Raw genomic sequence first — 14,674 nt, 5'->3', positions numbered from 1 at the left:
TGGTGCGGTGAACGGTCCCGCCGGGGCCGGGGCTACCGTGGTCGGCATGGAGCAATCCCTGGTCCGGCCACGGTCGTTGATCCGTGAGGCCGCCGCGCTGCGTGCGGGCGTACCCGCCCTGGCCGTCCACGTCGACCGGCTCTGCGCCCGGATCGACCAGGTGGACCCGCTGATCCACGCCTTCGTGCCGGAGGCCGGCCGCGCCGACCGGCTGCACGCCGAGGCCAGGGCGCTCGCCGCCCGCCACCCCGATCCGGCGCAGGCGCCGCCGCTGTACGGGGTGGCCGTCGGGATCAAGGACATCGCGCACGTGGACGGCCTGCCCACGCACGCCGGCTCCGCGCTGCCGCCGGGCGTCCTGGCCGGACCGCAGGCCACCGTGGTGGACCGGCTGCTGGCGGCCGGGGCGCTGATCGCGGGCAAGACGGTGACCGCCGAGTTCGCGGGCGGCGCCCCCGGACCGACCCGCAATCCGCACCACCCGGGCCACACCCCGGGCGGCTCCAGCAGCGGCTCGGCGGCGGCGGTGGCGGCGGGGCTGGTGCCGCTGGCGATCGGCACCCAGACGGTCGGCTCGGTGGTCCGCCCGGCCGCCTACTGCGGTGTGGTGGGCTTCCGGCCGACGCACGGGCGGATCCCGGCGGCGGGCGTGATCCCGAACGCGCCGAGTCTCGACACGGTGGGCCTGTTCACCGCCGACCTGGCCGGCGTCGCGCTGGCCGCCCCGCTGCTCTGCGACGACTGGGACGACCGGCCGCAGCCGGGGCACGACGACGTCCCCGTGCTCGGCGTCCCGGTCGGCCCGTACCTGGAGCGGGCCCGACCGGAGGCGCTGGAGGCCTTCCGGCGGCAGCTGGAGCTGCTGTCCGCCCGAGGGCTGATGGTCCGCCAGGTCGATGCGCTGCCGGACTTCACCGAGCTGGAGCGGCAGCTCCGGACGATCAACCGGTTCGAGATGGCGGCCTCGCACGCCGAGTGGTTCGAGCGCTTCGGCGCCCTCTACCGGCCGGAGACGGTGGCGGGCATCCGGCACGGCCGGGGCGTCGAGCGGGCCGCGTACGAGGCGGCGCTGCGCGCCCGCGAGGCGTTCCGGACGCGGCTCGCCGCCCAGCGCCGGCGGGCCGGGGTGGACCTGCTGCTGGCCCCCTCGGCGACCGGCCCGGCGCCGCTCGGGCTGGACAGCACCGGCAGCGCCGTGATGTCGCTGCCGTGGAGCTTCGCCGGGCTGCCCGCGCTGAGCCTGCCCGCCGGGGTGACGGTCCGGGGCCTGCCGCTGGGCCTTCAGGTGGTCGGCGAGGCCGGGGCGGACGAGCGGCTGCTCGCCGGGGCGGCGGTCCTGGAGCGGGTGCTGGACGCCTGAGGCCCTACTCCGCCCGCAGCGCGGGGGTGTCCGGGTCGGTGGCGTCCGCGCGCAGCCGGCGCAGCGCCGCGCGGTGGGCGCGTTCGTACGGGGTGTCCTCGTCCAGCAGCAGGGCCTGCGGGTTGGCGTTCTCCAGCAGGGCGATCAGGGTGAACGTGATGTCCTCCAGATCGGCGTCGGCGCGCAGTTCGCCGGTGTCCCGGGCGCCGGCCGCCAGGCCGAGGACGGTGGCGTGCCACTCCCGCCAGTTGGCGGCGAGGGCGTCGCGCAGCGGGCCGGGGCGGGCGTCGTACTCGGCGTTGACCTCGTAGAAGAAGCAGCCGCCGGGGAAGACCCGGGCACGCGCGTAGGCCAGCCAGGACTCGCAGAGCAGCCGCAGCTTGCGCAGCCCGGGGGGCTCGGCGGCGATCGGGTCGAGCACCGCGTCGGAGAAGATCCGCCGGGCCGCCCGGACGGTGGCGAGCTGGAGTTCCTCCTTGGAGCCGAAGCCGGCGAAGACCCCGCTCTTGCTGAGCCCGAGGTCGGTGGCGAGCCGGCCGATCGACAGGGCGTCCAGGCCCTCGACGGAGGCGATCTCCACGGCGCGGCGCAGGACCGTCCGGCGGGTCTCCTCGCCGCGTTGCACCCGTCCGTCCGCGCGGGACGTGCTCGCTCCGGCCACCACCGCTCTCACCTCAGTCCTCCGGTCGTCCGTCCGTGCCGCCAGGGTAGCCGGGCAGCCTGCCAACCAGAAAAAAGCACGAACGGTCGTGCTAATATCTCGCCCAGTTCGGCCCCTGCCCTCGGCAATCACAGCTCGGCATCCGCAGCTCGGCATCCACAGGGAGTTCCGCATGGACCCGGCCGTCGCACTGATCCGCACCACCCTGAACACCGTCTCGCTGGCCGCCCCCGGCCTCGCCGGCCGGGCCGCGTTCGAGCTCTACCGCCACCCGCTGCGGCGCGGCCGGGTCCGCACCCGCGAGCGCGAGGTGCACGACCGGGCCGTCACCGGGACGCTGCGGCACCGCGGCGAGCGGGTGGTCGTCCACCGCTGGGGCGACGGCGGGCGGCCGGTCCTGCTGATGCACGGCTGGCAGTCCCGGGCCTCCCGGTTCGCGGACTTCGTGCCCCGGCTGAACGCACTGGGCCTCACCGCCGTCGGCTACGACGCCCCCGGGCACGGCGACTCCGGCGGCCGGACCGCCACCGTGCTGGACCACCGCACCATCGCGCTGCGGCTGCAGGAGGAGTACGGAGCCTTCGAGGCGGTGATCGCCCACTCGCTGGGCGTCAACGCGGCCTTCCTGGCGCTGCGCGAGGGGCTGCGGGCCGGGCGGCTGGCCGCCGTGGCCGGGGTCGCCGAGGTCTCCTGGCTGCCCGCCGGGTTCTGCGCCAGGCTCGGCCTGAACGCCACCGTGCGTCGGGAGTTGACGCGTCGGGCGGAGGGCGGCGCGATGTTCCCCGGGGTCGCCGACGTGCGGAGCCACTTCGACGCCACCCGTCACCCCGAGGAGATCGCCCCGCCGATCCTGGTGGCGCACGACGAGCAGGACGACGTCGTCCCGTTCGCCCAGGCCCGCCGGCTGCGGGCGGCGTACGGGGACCGACTGGAGCTGCTGGCCACCCGGGGGCTGGGCCACCGGCGGATCCTCACCGAGCCGACCGTGATCGACCAGGTGATCGGCTTCCTGTCCGCCGGGACGGCCGAGCCGACCGCGGCGACCGAGGCGGGTGCGGTGTGAGCCTGCTCGAACTGCACAGCCGCTCCCTGGAGTTGGCCGCCGCCGTGGTGGACACCGTGCGGCCGGAGCAGCTGGTGCTGCCGACGCCCTGCGCGGGCTGGTCGCTGCGGCGGCTGCTGGAGCACGCGGTCGGGCAGCACCGGGGGTTCGCGGCCGCCGCCGACGGCGCCGGGGCGGACCTCGCGCACTGGCGCGACGTCCCGGTGCACGGTGATCCGGCCGGCGCGTTCCGGCACTCGGCGGCGCGGCTGACCGCGGCCTTCGCCCTCGCCGCCGCGACGCCGCGGCCCGCCCCGCTCCTGCTGCCGGAGATCCGTGCCGACGAGCCGTTCCCGTTCGAACAGGCGGTCGGCTTCCATCTGCTGGACACCCTGGTGCACGCCTGGGACGTGGCGGTCGCGCTGGGCTCGCCGGCCCGGCTGGTGGCCGCCGTGGAGGACGAGCCGCCGCTCGCCGGGGCACTGCTCGCGGTGGCCGGGGCGGTGCCGGCGACCGCGGCGGACCGGGCGCCGGGGCGGGCCTTCGCCGCCGTCCGGGCGGCCGACGGCTCGGCCGGCCCGTTCGGGCGCGCGCTGGCCCTGTTGGGCCGTGACCCGGCCTGGGCGGTCCCGGTGCGCTGAAGCCCGCCGGCCGCCACGGGCCGCCGTGCTGCCGGTCTTCGTGCTACCGGCGGTCGTCGAGCTCATCGTCGGGGAAGCGGGGCCCGCCGATGAAGAAGAGCAGTGCGGCGGTCGGGAAGCCGAACGAGGCGGCCGTCACCACGATGAACTGCCAGAACATCCCTCGCTCCTCACCCTCGGCCAAAACGTGCGTCCGTGGTCCGACGGTAGGGCCGGATCCCCCGCCCTGCCACCGGGGCGGGCGGGGCGGCGCGCGTACGGCGCACGGCTCACGACGAAGCCCCGGCCCGCTGCGCGCGGCTGCGGTAGCCGTACGCGGGGGGCCGGGGCGAGGGCGTCACGGGGGTGACTACCGGTCGGCGGGGATGGTGCCGAGGCGGCCGGCCTGGAAGTCCTCCATGGCCTGCTGGAGTTCGCGGTGGCTGTTCATCACGAACGGGCCGTAGTGGGCGACGGGCTCGCGGATCGGCAGGCCGCCGAGGAGGACGACCTCGAAGTTGTTGTCGCGGGAGTCCTGCTTCTCGTCGGCGCGGATGGTGATCGAGTCGCCGTCGCCGAAGACCACGGCCTGGCCGCGGTGGAAGGGGCGGTGCTCGGTGCCGGCCGAGCCGTTGCCGGCGAGGCCGTAGGCGAGGGCGTTGAAGTCGGAGCGCCAGGGCAGGGTGATCTGGGCACCGGGGTTGATCGAGGCGTGGATCATGGTGATCGGGGTGTGGGTGGAGCCGGGGCCCTGGTGGCCGTCGATCTCACCGGCGATGACGCGCAGCAGCGCGCCGCCGTCCTCGGTGCTGAGCAGCTTGACGCTGCCGCCGCGGATGTCCTGGTACTTCGGGGCGATCATCTTGTCCGAGGCGGGCAGGTTCACCCACAGCTGGAGGCCGTGGAAGAGGCCGCCGGACCTCACCAGGGACTCCGGCGGGGTCTCGATGTGCAGCAGGCCCGAGCCGGCCGTCATCCACTGGGTGTCGCCGTCGGTGATGGTGCCGCCACCGCCGTGCGAGTCCTGGTGGATGAACGTTCCGTCGATGATGTAGGTGACGGTCTCGAAGCCGCGGTGCGGGTGCCAGGGGGTGCCCTTGGGCTCGCCGGCCGCGTAGTCCACCTCGCCCATCTGGTCCATCATGATGAACGGGTCGAGGAACTTGGTGTTGATCTTGGCGAAGGCGCGGCGGACGGGGAAGCCCTCGCCCTCGAAGCCCTCGGGAGCGGTGGCCACGGTGAGGACCGGCCGGGCGCTCGTGACGGCGGGGTCGGGGGTGGTGACGCGCGGGAGGGTCAGCGGGTTGTCGACGGTCACGGCGGGCATGTCGGCCTCCTTCGGGGGTGCTCCTCTGGCCTGTGTCCACGAGATTAGTTCAATCCTCAACAAGAAGCAAGTTGAATTTTGAACCAAATCCGCGCGGGCCGACCGGCGGGCGGGGCCGGGCGGCCCTCCGACCATCGTCCGTCAGCCGTACATCCGCCGCATGGTGAAGTCGACCATCTGCTCGACCGCCTTGGCGTCGAACACCATCCGGTGCTCGCCCTCCATGTCCAGCGCGAAGCCGTAGCCGGTCGGCAGCAGGTCGAGGACCTCGGCGCCGGTGACGGTGAAGTGCTTGGAGTCCTTGCCGGCGTAGCGGCGCAGCTCCTTCAGTGAGCTGAACATCGGGATGACCGGCGTCGGGGTGTTGTGCAGGGCGAGGAAGCCCGGCCGGTCGCCGCGCGGGCAGTGCACCTTGGAGGTGATGAAGATGGCCTGGAAGTCCTCCACCGCCATCGAGCCGGTGGTGAAGGCCCGCACCGCGTCCGCCAGGGACGGTGGCGAGGGCTCCGGATAGAGGGACTGCTGTGCGCTCGGCGGCTGCTCGCCGTACGGGCCCGGGCCGGGCATGCCGTTCATGCCCGGCTGCGGCCCCGCCTGCTGCTGGTAGGGGTCGCCCGGGTACGCGTTCTGGTCATAGCCGTACACACGGACAGGCTATCGGGAGCGCGGGGCCCCGCGCGGGCGTCGATCCTGACAAGGTGTGGCCGTCCCGGCTTGTGGGACGTGACCACGTTCATACGGTTATCCGCAGAGGATTCACCGACGGGGGCTTGAAACAAGTTACCGCTGGGTAGCATCATGAGGCCTACTGGTGGGTACGGGCGCCCGAACGCGGAGATGTCCCGGAAGCGACGAACCGGAGATAACGGCCATGGGTCACTACAAGTCCAACCTGCGGGACGTGGAGTTCAACCTCTTCGAGGTGTTCGGCCGCGAGCAGGTGTACGGCACCGGACCGTTCGCGGAGATGGACGTCGAGACCGCGAAGAACATCCTGAGCGAGATCGCGCGCCTCGCCGAGAACGACCTCGCGGCGTCCTTCACCGACACCGACCGCAACCCCCCGGTGTTCGACCCGGAGACCAACACCGCGCCGATCCCGGCGGCCTTCAAGAAGAGCTACCAGACCTTCATGGACGCCGAGTGGTGGCGCCTGGGCATCCCGGAGTCGATCGGCGGCCAGGTCACCCCGAACTCGCTGATCTGGGCCTTCGCCGAGCAGATCCTGGGCTCCAACCCGGCCATCTGGATGTACTCCTCCGGCCCGGCCTTCGCCGGCGTCATCGCCGAGGAGGGCACCGAGGCGCAGCTGGAGGTCGCCAGGCGGATGACCGACCGGCTGTGGGGCTCCACCATGGTCCTCACCGAGCCTGACGCCGGCTCGGACGTGGGCGCCGGCCGCACCAAGGCGGTTCAGCAGGAGGACGGCTCCTGGCACATCGAGGGCGTCAAGCGCTTCATCACCTCGGGCGAGCACGACATGTCCGAGAACATCATCCACATGGTGCTGGCCCGCCCCGAGGGCGGTAAGCCGGGCACCAAGGGCCTGGGCCTGTTCATCGTCCCCAAGTTCGACTTCGACTGGGAGACCGGCGAGCTGGGCGAGCGCAACGGCGTCTACGCCACCAACGTCGAGCACAAGATGGGCCTGAAGGCCTCGAACACCTGCGAGATGACCTTCGGCGCCAAGCACCCGGCGAAGGGCTGGCTGCTCGGCGAGAAGGTCGACGGCATCCGCCAGATGTTCAAGATCATCGAGTTCGCCCGGATGATGGTCGGCACGAAGGCCATCGCCACCCTCTCCACCGGCTACCTGAACGCGCTGGAGTACGCGAAGGAGCGCGTGCAGGGCGCCGACATCTCGCAGTTCCTGGACAAGACCGCCCCGCGCGTCACCATCACCCACCACCCGGACGTGCGCCGCTCGCTGCTGACCCAGAAGGCGTACGCCGAGGGCATGCGCGCCCTGGTGCTGTTCACCGCGTCCACCCAGGACGACATGGCGGCCGCCAAGCTGCGCGGCGAGCGCGACGAGGCCGCCGAGCGCCTCAATGACCTGCTCCTGCCGATCGTCAAGGGCTACGGCTCGGAGAAGTCCTACGAGCAGCTCGCCCAGTCGCTGCAGACCTTCGGCGGCTCCGGGTACCTCCAGGAGTACCCGATCGAGCAGTACATCCGGGACGCCAAGATCGACACCCTCTACGAGGGCACCACGGCCATCCAGGGCCAGGACTTCTTCTTCCGCAAGATCGTCAAGGACGGTGGCCAGGCGCTCACCGCGCTGTCCGAGCAGATCCAGAAGTTCCTCGGCTCGGCCGCGGGCGGCGACGCCCTGGCCGCCGAGCGCGAGCTGCTCGCCAAGGCCGCCGGCGACCTGGAGGCCATCGTCGGCAAGCTGCTCGCCGACCTCTCCTCGGTCGAGCAGGACGTCAAGAACATGTACAAGGTGGGCCTGAACACCACCCGCCTGCTGATGGTCTCCGGCGACGTCGTGGTCGGCTGGCTGCTGCTGCGCCAGGCCGCGGTGGCCCTGGCCAAGCTGGAGGCCGGGGCCTCGGAGAAGGACGTGCCGTTCTACCAGGGCAAGGTCGCGGCCGCCCGCTTCTTCGCCAAGAACGTGCTGCCGACCGTCGCCTCGCAGCGCCTGATCGCCGAGGGCATCGACAACGAGATCATGGAGCTGGCGGAGGAGGCGTTCTGACGCCCACCCGTCTCCCGCCGCCGCCCTGCACCGGGTGCGCCGCGCGCGGCACCTTCCCGACCGCCTGACCCCACCCTCACGCCGAAGGGCCCGGTCCCCCCGACCGGGCCCTTCGGCGTGTCCGCAGGCCCGGTCGAGGCCCGACCGGCCCGCCGGTGGCCCAGCAGCGGTGAAGGGGGCGTCAGTTCACGGTTCTGTCTGTGTTGTGCATCCGTTGGGATGCTCCGAGTGTCATGTCCGTGTACGGGCATATGCTCAAGGTGCGAGGCTGATCCCCCATTTCGGCCCCGGCCCTCCCTCGACCCAGGAGCAGCATGTCGACCGCCGCCCGCCAGGCCTTCTTCGACCGGACGCACACCGATGACCTGATCGCCTTCCTCGGCACCTCGCCGTCGCCCTACCACGCGGTCGCGAGCGCGGCCGAGCGTCTGGAGAAAGCCGGCTTCCGGCAGGTGCTGGAAACGGACTCCTGGGACGGTGTGGCCGGTGGCCGGTACGTCGTCCGCGGCGGCGCGCTGATCGCCTGGTACGTGCCGGCCGGCGCCGGCCCGGAGACGCCGTTCCGCGTGGTCGGCACCCACACGGACTCGCCCAACCTGCGGGTCAAGCCGATCCCGGACACCGGGTCGGCGGGCTGGCGGCAGGTGGCGGTGGAGATCTACGGCGGGGTGCCGCTGAACACCTGGCTCGACCGGGACCTCGGCCTCTCCGGGCGGCTCACGCTGCGCGACGGCAGCCGGCGGCTGGTCCAGCTGGACGAGCCGCTGCTGCGCGTGCCGCAGCTGGCGATCCACCTGGACCGCCAGGTCAACGACGGCATGAAGCTGGACAAGCAGCGCCACCTCACCCCGATCTGGGGCCTCGGTCCGGTCGACGAGGGCTCGCTGATCGGCTACGTCGCCCAGCGGGCCGGGGTCGACGCGGCCGACGTGACCGGCTGGGACCTCATGACCCACGACGTCCAGCCCGCCTCCTACCTGGGCCGGGACCGCGAGCTGCTGGCCGGCCCGCGGCTGGACAACCTGCTCTCGGTGCACGCCGCCACCGCCGCGCTGGCCGCGGTGGCCACCGCCGCCGAGACGGACGGTGCCGTGCTGCCGTACATCCCGGTGCTGGCCGCCTTCGACCACGAGGAGACCGGCAGCGAGTCGGACACCGGCGCGCAGAGCCCGCTGCTCGGCAACGTCCTGGAGCGCAGCGTGTACGCGCGCGGCGGCGGTCTGGAGGACCGGGCCCGGGCGCTGGCCGGCACCGTCTGCCTCTCCTCCGACATGGGCCACGCCGTCCACCCGAACTACAGCGAGCGGCACGAGCCGGGCCACCACCCGCTGCCCAACGGCGGGCCGATCCTCAAGGTCAACGTCAACAACCGGTACGCCACCGACGGCGTCGGCCGGGCGGTGTTCGCGGCGGCCTGCGAGAAGGCCGGCGTGCCGTGGCAGACCTTCGTCTCCAACAACGCCATGCCCTGCGGTACGACGATCGGCCCGATCACCGCGGCCCGCCTCGGCATCCAGACCGTGGACTGCGGCATCGCGGCGCTCTCCATGCACTCGGCCCGCGAGCTGTGCGGCGCGGAGGACCCGTACCTGCTGGCGAGCGCGATCAAGGCGTTCCTGGAGGGCTGAGCCCCCGCGGGGCGCAGGTGCGGGACGCGGAACGAACGGGGCCCGGCGAGTGCGAACTCGCCGGGCCCCGTGTCCGTGCCGCGGGCCGGTTACTCCAGGCCCGCCAGCACCAGCGGCAGCCGGCGCGCGCCGTCGACGGTGAGCTTCACCGGCACGCCCCAGTCCTGCTGGTGGACGTGGCAGGCCGGGTACTCGATCGCCGGGTCGTCGTCGCAGGACGCCGCCATCGCCGAGACGTGCAGCACGCCCTCGGTCACCGTGTCGGAGAGCACCAGCTCACGGGAGAGCGCGGAGTCCGCGCCCGCGCCGGAGACCAGCAGTTCGGGCGGGGTGGCGCTGACCAGCAGCCGGGTGGACGGGCCGTAGCGCTCGTCCAGCTTCTGGCCGGTGGGGGCCTGGAAGACCACGTCCAGCCGCAGGGCGCCCGGGGCGACCTCGGTGGCGGCCCGCTGGGTGCGGTGCGCCACCGCGTCCACCCGGACGGCCTCCTCGGGCAGCCGCAGCCTGGTCAGCCGGTGCCGGGCGGACTCGACCACCACGATGTCGCCGTCGGCCAGCACCGCGCCGGACGGCTCGCGCAGGTCGGTGGCCAGCGTGCTGACCTCGCCGCTCGCCGGGTCGTAGCGGCGCAGCGCGTGGTTGTAGGTGTCGCTGACGGCCACCGAGCCGTCCGGCAGCACGGTGACGCCCAGCGGGTGCTGCAGCAGGGCCTGACCGGCCGCGCCGTCCCGGTGCCCGAAGTCGAAGAGGCCGGTGCCGACGGCGCTGTGCACGGTCCCTGTTCCACGTGAAACCCAGCGCAGCGCCGAGGTCTCGGAGTCGGCGACCCAGAGCCGCTCGCCGTCCGCCGAGACCGCCAGGCCGGACGGCTGGGCGAACCAGGCCTCGGCGACGGGGCCGTCGACCAGGCCCTCGTTGGTGGTGCCGGCCGCGACGCCGACGGTGCCGGTGGCCGGGTCGTACGCCCACAGCTGGTGGACGCCGGCCATCGCGATCCACACCCGGCCGTCGAACCAGGCGACGTCCCAGGGCGAGGAGAGGTCCACCTCGCGGGCCGGTCCCTCGGTCGCGGAGCCCTGCCACCACTGCCGTCCGGTGCCGGCCAGCGTGGTCACCTTGCCGTCGGCGAGCCGGACGCCGCGCAGCGCGTGGTTGACGGTGTCGGCGACGATCACGTCGTAGTCGACGGTGCCCTCCGGCAGCAGCGCCAGGCCCTGCGGCTCGCTGAACCGGGGCGCGGTGCCGTCCACCAGCCCGCGCACGCCGTCGCCGATCCGGCGCACCACGGTCTCGCCGTCGGCCTCCAGCTCGACGAGCGAGTGGTGGCCGGAGTCGGCCACCAGGAAGTGGCCGTTCGGCAGCCGGACGGCCTTGCCGGGGAACTTGAGGTCCCCGGCGGTCGGCTCGGGCGCCACGTACGGGCCGTCGCCGCGTCGCAGCGTGCCCTTCGCCGCGTGCTCGGCCTCCAGCTCCTCGACCAGCCGGGCGATGGCGTGCGCGTGGCCCTCGCCGGCGTGCTGGGCGACCACGTACCCCTCCGGGTCGATCACCACCAGCGTCGGCCAGGCCCGCACCGCGTACTGCTTCCAGGTTGCGAGCGCCGGGTCGTCCAGCACCGGGTGGTGCACCTCGTACCGGTCCACCGCGTCCACCACGGCCCGGTGGTCGGCCTCGTGCACGAACTTGGGCGAGTGCACGCCGACGATCACCACGGTGTCCCGGTGCTTCTCCTCCAGCTCCCGCAGCTCGTCGAGGACGTGCAGACAGTTGATGCAGCAGAACGTCCAGAAGTCCAGAATGGTGATCTTGCCCCGGAAGTCGGCGAGCGTCAGCTCCTTGCCCCCGGTGTTCAGCCAACCGCCTGCCCCGACCAGCTCGGGGGCGCGTACACGTGCACGAGATGCCATAACCCCATCAAACCGCACGGCGGGTGTCCGCATTCCGGGCACCCGGGGATGCCCGGACGGGACGACGGGCTCGGGCGACGAGGTGGGGCAGGAAGCGGGCGCCCTGGTGGGTGATGGGGCTGTCGTCGGTCTCGCGGATGCCGAGGCCGGCGGCCCCGCCGTCGACCACCCAGGTGCCGAGGACCGGGCGGTTGCCGTCGAAGTCGGGCAGCGGGTGGAGCTGCTGGTGGCAGTGGCCCTCGGCGCCGTACCGGTCCGGGGCGCCGACAGCGGCGTCCGACGGTACGCGTGCAGCCGATGGTGCGGGAGGTTCCGTTCCCGCTCGGAGCCCGACCGCGATGGGTTATCTTTTGCCGATCCTTGACCGTGGGAGGAAGCCCGCGCAACGGGCGGCCCGGCCCGCGGTGTGCGACCTGCGACACGGACCCCGGGGGGCTGGACAACCCATGAACGACATCCTGCACGGTCTCGGCGCGGCGGCGGCCTTCGGCGGCGTCGGCGTGGTCCTGCTGCTGCTCGGCATCGGCCTGGTGGACGCCCTGACGCCCGGCCGGCTCGGCCACCAGATCTGGATGGAGCGCAACCGCAACGCCGCCGTGCTGCTCAGCTCGGCGCTGCTCGGCATCGGCGGCATCGTCTTCACCGCGATCCTCTACACCTACGAGGACTTCGGGAAGGGCCTGGTCTCCACCGCCTGCTTCGGCCTGCTGGGGCTGGTGCTGATGGCCGTCGCCTTCTGGGTGGTGGACCTGCTGACGCCGGGCAAGCTGGGCGCGATCCTGGTCGACCCGGAGCCGCACCCGGCGGTCTGGGTGACCGCCAGCTGCAACCTCGCGGTGGCGGCGATCGTGTCCGCCGCGATCGCCTAGACCGGCGCGATCGCCCGGGGCCCGACGCGATCGCCCGGGCCGGAGCGGGCGTCAGGCGGCCGGGTGCGGGACGCCGTTCAGCACGTGCTGCCGTCCCCAGGCGCCCAGCGGTGCCAGCGCCTCGTTGAGCCGCCGCCCGGCCGGCGTGAGCGAGTACTCGACCCGCGGCGGCACCTCGTCGTACGACTCGCGGTGCACGATGCCGTCCGCCTCCAGTTCGCGCAGGTGGGCGGCGAGCACCTTCTCGGTGATCCCCGGCACCTGCCGGCGCAGCTCGCCGAAGCGCAGGCTCGGCCGCTCGGCCAGCGCCCAGAGGATCAGCACCTTCCACTTGCCGCCGATCACGTCCATCGCGGCGTCGATCCCGCACACGTGCGCACCGGGCCTCGGCACGGTTGCCGTCATGTCCCGCCCCCACCCCTTCGCCGGCCTGTTCGCTCACCTCAGGGTAACCACCCACTCCGAAGTGCGTACTTGATCGTTTCCGGGGGCGGAACCAGGCTGAACGGCATGACACGGAACCTTTCTGACACCTCCTCGACGACCTCGCCCGCCCCGCTCACCCTGCTCGGCCTCGGCGCGATGGGCACCGCGCTGGCCGGTGCCTGGCTCGCCGCCGGGCACCCGCTCACCGTCTGGAACCGCACCGCCGCCCGGGCCGAACCGCTCGCCGCGCGGGGCGCCGTCGTCGTCGCCACCGCGGCCGAAGCGGTCGCCGCCAACCGGCTGGTGGTGGTCTGCCTGCTCGACGACGACTCGGTCGAGGAGGCGCTGGCCGACGCCGACCTCACCGGCCGGGACGTCGTCAACCTGATCACCAGCACCCCCGGCACGGCCCGCGCCCGCGCCGCCTGGGCGACCGGGCGCGGCGCCCGCTACCTGGACGGCGGGATCATGGCCGTCCCGCCGATGATCGGCGTCCCGCAGGCCGGCCCGTACGTCTTCTACAGCGGTTCGCAGGAGCTGTTCGAGGAGCACCGGGCGGCGCTCGCGGCCCCGGCCGACGCCCGCTACGTGGGTGCGGACGCCGGTCTCGCCGCGCTGCACGACGTGGCGCTGCTGAGCGCGATGTACGGGATGCTCGGTGGTGTCGCGCACGCCTTCGCGCTGGTGCGCGGCGAGTCCGTCGACCCGCGCTCGCTGGCCCCGCTGCTCTCGTCCTGGCTCACCGCGATGACCGGCTCGGTCGCGGCCACCGCCGAGCAGCTGGCGGCCGGCGACTACACCGGCGGCGTCGTCTCCAACCTGGCGATGCAGGTCGCCGGCGTGCCGACCTTCCTGCGCACCGCCGAGGAACAGGGTGTGAGCCCCGAACTGCTCACCCCCTACTTCGGCCTGATGCGGCGCCGCCTCGCCGCCGACCCGGCCCGGCACGGCGTGGAGGACCTCACCGGAGTGATCGACCTCCTGCGCGCGTAGCGGCCCGGCACCCGGCGCGCGGTCAGCCGGCCGCCGGGCGGTCGGCGGCGAGGCGGCGGCGCAGGGCCGGGTCGGTGAGGGGGCGGGGCTGCCAGACGCCGTCCGGGGGGTAGACGTCGGTGCCGGGCGGGACGATCGCGTCGATGCGGTCCAGGGTGGCGTCGTCGAGCACGAGGCCGGCGCCCTTGAGGGCCGACTCCAGCTGGCCGAGGGTGCGTGGTCCGATGATCACCGAGGTGACCGCCGGGTGCGCCAACGGGAAGGCGAGGGCCAGTTCGGGCAGGGTGCGGCCGAGGCCCTCGGCGACGGCGGTCAGCTCCTCGACCGCGGCCAGCTTGGCCTGGTTGACCGGCAGCGCCGGGTCGAAGCGGGCCGGCATCAGGGCGGGCCGGCCGCTGGTCAGGTCGACCGGCCGGTCCTTGCGGTAGCGGCCGGTGAGGAAGCCGGAGGCGAGCGGGGACCAGGTCAGCGCCCCCATGCCGAGCCGCTGCACGGTCGGCAGGACGGCGCGCTCGACGCCGCGGGCGAGCAGCGAGTACGGCGGCTGCTCGGTGCGGAACCGGGGCAGGCCACGCCGCTCGGCGAGGTGGTGGGCCTCGACGAGGTCGTGGGCGGGGAAGGTCGAGCAGCCGAAGGCGAGGATCTTTCCGGCCCGCACCAGGTCGCCGAGGACGGCGAGGGTCTCCTCCAGGTCGGTGGCGGGGTCGGGCCGGTGCACCTGGTAGAGGTCGATCCGGTCGGTGCGCAGCCGGCGCAGGCTCTCCTCGACCTCGCGGACGATCCAGCGGCGGGAGTTGCCGCCCCGGTTGCGGCCCTCGCCCATCGGGAAGTGCACCTTGGTGGCGAGCACGACGTCGTCGCGGTCGCCGCGGGCCTGCAGGGCCTTGCCGACGATCTCCTCGGACTCGCCGGCCGAGTACATGTCGGCGGTGTCCACGAAGTTGATGCCCGCGTCGAGCGCGGCGTGGACGATCCGGGCGCAGTCGTCGTGGTCGGGGTTGCCGATCGCGCCGAACATCATCGTGCCGAGGCAGTAGGTGCTGACCTCGATGCCGGTGCCGCCGAGGGTGCGGTAGCGCATGGTGGTGGTCCCCCTGGGGTCCGTCGGTGGTGGGTGCGGTTCGCTGATTCCGCTGCCGA

Annotated in this window: 13 protein-coding genes and 1 pseudogene; 7 read left to right on the top strand and 7 right to left on the bottom strand. The window is 73.5% G+C overall.

What is annotated here, in order from left to right; genetic code table 11:
* The first annotated feature begins 46 nt into the window (after positions 1-46).
* A complete protein-coding gene (locus ACFU9E_RS24580; RefSeq protein ID WP_380683848.1) occupies positions 47-1,360 on the top strand; it encodes an amidase in 1,314 nt (437 codons plus the stop codon).
* Positions 1,361-1,364: 4 nt separating this feature from the next.
* Here the strand turns inward: ACFU9E_RS24580 and ACFU9E_RS24575 are convergent, their stop codons facing one another.
* On the bottom strand, positions 1,365-2,021 hold the full coding sequence (locus ACFU9E_RS24575) for a TetR/AcrR family transcriptional regulator (RefSeq protein WP_380683847.1): 657 nt from the start codon (positions 2,019-2,021) through the stop codon (positions 1,365-1,367).
* Positions 2,022-2,193: 172 nt separating this feature from the next.
* On the opposite strand from ACFU9E_RS24575, the gene ACFU9E_RS24570 reads away from it, so the two are divergent.
* Both ACFU9E_RS24570 and ACFU9E_RS24565 read left to right on the top strand, forming a co-directional pair.
* On the top strand, positions 2,194-3,084 hold the full coding sequence (locus tag ACFU9E_RS24570) for an alpha/beta hydrolase (RefSeq protein WP_380683846.1): 891 nt from the start codon (positions 2,194-2,196) through the stop codon (positions 3,082-3,084).
* Positions 3,081-3,704, top strand: coding sequence for a TIGR03086 family metal-binding protein (locus tag ACFU9E_RS24565; protein ID WP_380683845.1), 624 nt, complete (start codon positions 3,081-3,083; stop codon positions 3,702-3,704). The genes ACFU9E_RS24570 and ACFU9E_RS24565 overlap by 4 nt, the downstream gene beginning before the upstream one ends.
* A 349-nt stretch (positions 3,705-4,053) precedes the next feature.
* Here the strand turns inward: ACFU9E_RS24565 and ACFU9E_RS24560 are convergent, their stop codons facing one another.
* A complete protein-coding gene (locus ACFU9E_RS24560; RefSeq protein WP_380683844.1) occupies positions 4,054-5,010 on the bottom strand; it encodes a pirin family protein in 957 nt (318 codons plus the stop codon).
* A 141-nt stretch (positions 5,011-5,151) separates the two neighbouring features.
* Complete coding sequence (locus ACFU9E_RS24555; RefSeq protein WP_380683843.1) at positions 5,152-5,655, bottom strand: SseB family protein; 504 nt, start codon at positions 5,653-5,655, stop codon at positions 5,152-5,154.
* A gap of 226 nt (positions 5,656-5,881) precedes the next feature.
* Here ACFU9E_RS24555 and ACFU9E_RS24550 point away from each other — a divergent pair, with 226 nt between their 5' ends.
* Both ACFU9E_RS24550 and ACFU9E_RS24545 read left to right on the top strand, forming a co-directional pair.
* Positions 5,882-7,711, top strand: a complete 1,830-nt coding sequence (locus ACFU9E_RS24550; protein WP_380683842.1) for an acyl-CoA dehydrogenase — start codon at positions 5,882-5,884, stop codon at positions 7,709-7,711.
* Positions 7,712-8,025: 314 nt separating this feature from the next.
* Positions 8,026-9,339, top strand: a complete 1,314-nt coding sequence (locus tag ACFU9E_RS24545; protein ID WP_380690263.1) for a M18 family aminopeptidase — start codon at positions 8,026-8,028, stop codon at positions 9,337-9,339.
* Between the two features lie 89 nt (positions 9,340-9,428).
* Here ACFU9E_RS24545 and ACFU9E_RS24540 read toward each other — a convergent pair whose 3' ends face one another.
* The gene (locus ACFU9E_RS24540; RefSeq protein ID WP_380683048.1) at positions 9,429-11,246 is read right to left on the bottom strand and encodes an NHL domain-containing thioredoxin family protein; all 1,818 of its coding nucleotides are present in this window, start codon (positions 11,244-11,246) and stop codon (positions 9,429-9,431) included.
* 7 nt (positions 11,247-11,253) lie between these two features.
* A pseudogene (locus tag ACFU9E_RS24535) lies at positions 11,254-11,511 on the bottom strand (glutathionylspermidine synthase family protein); the annotation flags it as partial.
* 181 nt (positions 11,512-11,692) lie between these two features.
* Here ACFU9E_RS24535 and ACFU9E_RS24530 point away from each other — a divergent pair.
* Positions 11,693-12,115: a DUF350 domain-containing protein gene (locus tag ACFU9E_RS24530; protein ID WP_380683049.1), complete on the top strand. Its 423-nt coding sequence runs from the start codon at positions 11,693-11,695 to the stop codon at positions 12,113-12,115.
* A 51-nt stretch (positions 12,116-12,166) separates the two neighbouring features.
* On the opposite strand, the gene ACFU9E_RS24525 is transcribed toward ACFU9E_RS24530, so the two are convergent.
* Positions 12,167-12,520, bottom strand: coding sequence for a winged helix-turn-helix transcriptional regulator (locus ACFU9E_RS24525; RefSeq protein WP_380683050.1), 354 nt, complete (start codon positions 12,518-12,520; stop codon positions 12,167-12,169).
* Positions 12,521-12,625: 105 nt separating this feature from the next.
* On the opposite strand from ACFU9E_RS24525, the gene ACFU9E_RS24520 reads away from it, so the two are divergent.
* The gene (locus tag ACFU9E_RS24520) at positions 12,626-13,534 is read left to right on the top strand and encodes an NAD(P)-binding domain-containing protein (protein WP_380683051.1); all 909 of its coding nucleotides are present in this window, start codon (positions 12,626-12,628) and stop codon (positions 13,532-13,534) included.
* Positions 13,535-13,556: 22 nt separating this feature from the next.
* Here ACFU9E_RS24520 and ACFU9E_RS24515 read toward each other — a convergent pair whose 3' ends face one another.
* Complete coding sequence (locus ACFU9E_RS24515; RefSeq protein WP_380683052.1) at positions 13,557-14,615, bottom strand: aldo/keto reductase; 1,059 nt, start codon at positions 14,613-14,615, stop codon at positions 13,557-13,559.
* Between the last annotated feature and the right edge of the window lie 59 nt (positions 14,616-14,674).

It is taken from the genome of Kitasatospora sp. NPDC057595, from assembly GCF_042800875.1.
Lineage (GTDB): Bacteria > Actinomycetota > Actinomycetes > Streptomycetales > Streptomycetaceae > Kitasatospora.
Note: the sequence above shows the minus strand (reverse complement) of the source record. Positions and strands in the feature narration are given on the sequence as shown.

What these genes read in the sequence shown, in the direction of transcription:
- ACFU9E_RS24580 (WP_380683848.1), top strand. Translation starts at nt 47, where the DNA reads ATGGAGCAATCCCTGGTCCGGCCACGGTCGTTGATCCGTGAGGCCGCC.
- ACFU9E_RS24570 (WP_380683846.1), top strand. Translation starts at nt 2,194, where the DNA reads ATGGACCCGGCCGTCGCACTGATCCGCACCACCCTGAACACCGTCTCG.
- ACFU9E_RS24560 (WP_380683844.1), bottom strand. Translation starts at nt 5,010, where the DNA reads ATGCCCGCCGTGACCGTCGACAACCCGCTGACCCTCCCGCGCGTCACC.
- ACFU9E_RS24550 (WP_380683842.1), top strand. Translation starts at nt 5,882, where the DNA reads ATGGGTCACTACAAGTCCAACCTGCGGGACGTGGAGTTCAACCTCTTC.
- ACFU9E_RS24545 (WP_380690263.1), top strand. Translation starts at nt 8,026, where the DNA reads ATGTCGACCGCCGCCCGCCAGGCCTTCTTCGACCGGACGCACACCGAT.
- ACFU9E_RS24540 (WP_380683048.1), bottom strand. Translation starts at nt 11,246, where the DNA reads ATGGCATCTCGTGCACGTGTACGCGCCCCCGAGCTGGTCGGGGCAGGC.
- ACFU9E_RS24530 (WP_380683049.1), top strand. Translation starts at nt 11,693, where the DNA reads ATGAACGACATCCTGCACGGTCTCGGCGCGGCGGCGGCCTTCGGCGGC.
- ACFU9E_RS24525 (WP_380683050.1), bottom strand. Translation starts at nt 12,520, where the DNA reads ATGACGGCAACCGTGCCGAGGCCCGGTGCGCACGTGTGCGGGATCGAC.
- ACFU9E_RS24520 (WP_380683051.1), top strand. Translation starts at nt 12,626, where the DNA reads ATGACACGGAACCTTTCTGACACCTCCTCGACGACCTCGCCCGCCCCG.
- ACFU9E_RS24515 (WP_380683052.1), bottom strand. Translation starts at nt 14,615, where the DNA reads ATGCGCTACCGCACCCTCGGCGGCACCGGCATCGAGGTCAGCACCTAC.